This is a genomic window from Belnapia moabensis DSM 16746, assembly GCF_000745835.1.
Lineage (GTDB): Bacteria > Pseudomonadota > Alphaproteobacteria > Acetobacterales > Acetobacteraceae > Belnapia > Belnapia moabensis.
This window is the reverse complement of the sequence record NZ_JQKB01000201.1, coordinates 1-3,587: the sequence shown is the minus strand read 5'-3', so window position 1 is coordinate 3,587 and position 3,587 is coordinate 1. Positions and strand designations below refer to the sequence as shown.

Annotated in this window: 3 protein-coding genes; 2 read left to right on the top strand and 1 reads right to left on the bottom strand. The window is 64.5% G+C overall.

Annotation, left to right across the window (positions count from 1 at the left end; genetic code table 11):
• On the top strand, positions 1-633 hold a 633-nt coding region (locus EP26_RS30080), incomplete at its 5' end, for an alpha/beta fold hydrolase (protein WP_157033951.1).
• Positions 634-952: 319 nt separating this feature from the next.
• Positions 953-2,611 carry an IS1182 family transposase gene (locus EP26_RS30075; RefSeq protein WP_043344996.1) on the top strand — a complete coding sequence of 553 codons (1,659 nt, stop codon included), beginning with the start codon at positions 953-955 and terminating at the stop codon, positions 2,609-2,611.
• Positions 2,612-2,669: 58 nt separating this feature from the next.
• Here EP26_RS30075 and EP26_RS30070 read toward each other — a convergent pair whose 3' ends face one another.
• Positions 2,670-3,404 (bottom strand): IS6 family transposase, encoded by a 735-nt coding sequence (locus tag EP26_RS30070; RefSeq protein ID WP_052389876.1) that lies wholly within the window; start codon positions 3,402-3,404, stop codon positions 2,670-2,672.
• Positions 3,405-3,587: the final 183 nt, after the last annotated feature.

Genomic DNA, 3,587 nt, shown 5'->3' with positions numbered 1-3,587 from the left:
CGCGAAGTGATTGAGCAACTGGGTGGCATGGTCGAAGCTCAAGTGATGGTGCTGTCCGAGCCGACGATCCAGGACAACGTTGCGGCCGTCCTGGCGAAAGCGCCGCCAAAGTTCGTCGCAGTCGGCACCTCCTACGGCGGCAGTGTTGCACTCGAAGTAGGGTTAGCCGCGCCTGAACGGGTCACGGCGCTCTGGCTGATGGGCTGCAATCCAGCAGCACCGGAGGCCAGCGTGCAGGAACTGGTCGCCGGGCTGGAAGCCATGCCAGACGCCGTTATTGAGATGCTGGCCAAGTTGGCAGTGCCGAAGGAGGCTACAAGAGCGGCGGAAACTTTCATGGCAATGGCGGGCCGCGTCGGCAGCAAGGCCGGAGCAGCCCAAGCGCGCGCGCTCGGATCACGGGCCGAGGTAACCTCCCACCTTGACGCGCTACGGATGCCGGCTTTGGTTGTCTGGGGGGACGCCGACCAGATTGTACCGGTGTCGGTCGGCCGAGCGCTCGCAGACGGCCTCCCGCACGCGCATTTCCATGTGCTGCGAGGTTGCGGCCACCTGCCGACGCTTGAGAAGCCGGCAGAATGTTTGAAGCTATTCAAGGAGTTCATCCAGAACGAAGTTGGATACGGGCAATAGTCCTTCGGCAGAACTTCTGGCCCGGTGAGCCGAGTACGAAGGCCTTCCAAACAATCGGCCTCCCTAGGCACTAGGATTGGTTCTGATGCAAAGTTCGATACTGCTGGCGAAATCGAAAAGGCGGAAATTGGTTGAATGATGCGCCCTTTGGTTGGGTGAGCCTTGGCGCATCTACCTGCGGCCCACGCTGCAAGGTCTGCAGCGTGCCAGACAGCCCACCGAGCTTGGCGACAGCGGCGGCTTTGCCGCCGTAAGCGGCATGCCGCGATCGCGGCAGCCAGGCATTGATGAAGCTGTTCCTACAACATCGAGGCTGGCCATGTGCCTACACCCTGCAGCGCCCCTTCCAGTTCCGGACGAGACGGTCAAGGTGGCGCGGCAAGCTTTCCCGCGTGGCAATCTGCTGCTGAGCCTGCGTGACAAGCTTGGCCCCGTCTTCGACGATGACCGCTTTGCATCGCTTTTCCCGAGCAAGGGTCAGCCAGCGGAGGCGCCCTGGCGTCTGGCCTTGGTGACGTTACTGCAGTTCGCTGAGGGCTTGTCGGATCGAGGGGCGGCGGATGCGGTGCGGGGGCGGATCGACTGGAAGTATTTGCTCGGCCTGTCACTCACCAACCCTGGCTTCGACAGCTCGGTGCTGAGCGAGTTCCGCACACGCTTGGTTGCGGGCGCGGCCGAGACCCTGCTGCTGGATGCGGTGCTGGAGATCGCGGCGGCGCATCAGCTGCTCAAGGCCGGAGGCCGCCAGCGCACGGACGCCACCCACGTTCTGGCCGCTGCCCGGGCGCTGAACCGGCTCGAGTGTGTTCACGAGACGCTGCGGCATACACTGGAGGTGCTGGCCCTGGCGGCGCCCGAATGGTTGCTGTCGCAGGTTTTGCCGCACTGGGCCGAGGCGTACGAAGCGCGTGCCTTCGACGATCGCCTGCCACGTTCGGCCGCCAAACGAGCCGCCTGGGTGCAGCAGATTGGCGAGGACGGCCATCATCTGCTCGCGACGCTTGCCGCTGCTGCCACGCCGGAGTGGCTCCGCCACCTGCCCGCCGCCGAGATGCTGCGCCGGGTCTGGGTTCAGCAGTTCTATCTTGCCGACGGCCAGGTGCGCTGGCGGAGCGAGCGCGACGAGATCCCGCCCGCGGCAAGGCTCATCAACTCACCTTACGATGCCGATGTCCGCTATGCCTGCAAGCGCAGCACGACCTGGATCGGCTACAAGGTGCATCTGAGCGAGACCTGTGACGAGGAGCGGCCGCGGATCATCACCGCGGTGCAGACCACCGCCGGGCCTGTGGCGGACAGCGACGTCACAGCCCCGATCCATACAGCATTTGCAGATAAAGGCTTGTTGCCGGCGCAGCACATCGTCGACACCGGCTATCTCAGTGCCGGGCAGCGGGTGCAGGCGCAGCACGACTTCGGCCTTGACCTGGTTGGCCCAGCCCGGATCGACAGCAGCTGGCAAGCGAAAGCCGGCAAAGGCTTTGCAATGGATGCCTTCACCATCGACTGGGACGCCCAGCATGTCACCTGTCCCATGGGTGTGCACAGCTCCAGCTGGTCGCCAGCGACTGATGGCCGGACGCCTGTGGTCAAGGTGAAGTTCTCCGCAACCGACTGCCAGGCCTGCCCGCACCGGAGCGACTGCGTTGGTCCGACCGCGACGCGGCGGATCATGACCTTCAAGACGCGTGACGAATACATCGCCTTGCAAGCGGCACGACAGCGGCAGACGACGCCCGAGTTCCGTAGCCTCTACGCCCTGCGAGCCGGAGTTGAGGGCACCATATCGCAGGGCGTGCGTGCCTTTGACCTACGCCGATCTCGCTACTTTGGGCAGGCGAAGACACACCTGCAGCATGTCGCTACAGCCGCCGCCATGAACCTTGTGCGCCTGGTGCACTGGATCCTGGGTGACACCCCGGCGCGCACCAGGCGGTCGCATTTCTCTCGGCTGGTCCGAGCGCAAGCGGCCAGCTGACTTCGCCAGCAGTATCAAAGTTCCCGTTGGTCCGCGGCTACGCGCACACGGCGCTCTGTCAAGCGGCGACAGCGAACAACTCCGCGACGAGGCCCACCTGGGCTCGTATGTCACGCCCGCCGATCCGATGAGCCTGCCCTTTCCTGATCATACCCATGGCCTCATATCCCGCCAGCGTTCGTCGCGCCGTGCACATGCTGCCGAAGCCGAGACCAGGTCGGATCAGGCGCTTCACACGACAATGGTCCTGCTCGACGATGTTGTTCAGGTATTTGGATTGGCGCAGCCCGACGAACCGCGACAACACGCCATCCTTTTTCATCTCGGCCAAGGCGCGCGGATAGGCAGGGTTCTTGTCCACCGTGAAGGTATGCGGAGTGACCGTGTGCGGCTGCCCCAGCGCCTTCCGGAAGAACCGTTTGGCCGCGGCCGCGTCGCGATGCGCGGCGAGCAGGAAGTCGATCGTCTGCCCGCTGCTGTCGACCGCGCGATACAGGTAGGTCCAGCGGCCCTTCACCCGGACATAGGTCTCGTCGACCCGCCACGAGCCGTTGCTCCTGCACAGACGCGGCCGCAGCTGCTTCTCCAGCTCCGGCGCGTAGGCCTGGATCCACCGGAAGATCATGGTGTGGGAGATCTCGACGCCACGGTCTTGCAGCATGAGTTCGAGGTCTCGGTAGCTGACCGGGAACATTAAGTACCACCGGACCGCCCACAGGATCACCTCGGCGGTGAACTGCCGGCCCTTGAAGGTCAGATCCGCCCGAAGCTGCTCCAGTCGCTGTCTTGCCATGCCGAAGCTTCGCCCCAATCCGGCCCGGCCGCAAAGGATGCAACAGAGCCTTCCAAAGAGCCGCCAGGGGGACCTATGGCTATGCGACCCGACATCGGCGGGCACCCGGCCATCTGTACCGGGGCACCCCTACCGCATCGCCCTGCCTCCATGGGAGGCGCCCCGGGACTGGTTAGAACCAAC

Excerpts from the sequence above, each read along its gene's own strand:
- EP26_RS30070 (WP_052389876.1), bottom strand. The coding sequence starts at position 3,404 with ATGGCAAGACAGCGACTGGAGCAGCTTCGGGCGGATCTGACCTTCAAG.
- EP26_RS30075 (WP_043344996.1), top strand. The coding sequence starts at position 953 with ATGTGCCTACACCCTGCAGCGCCCCTTCCAGTTCCGGACGAGACGGTC.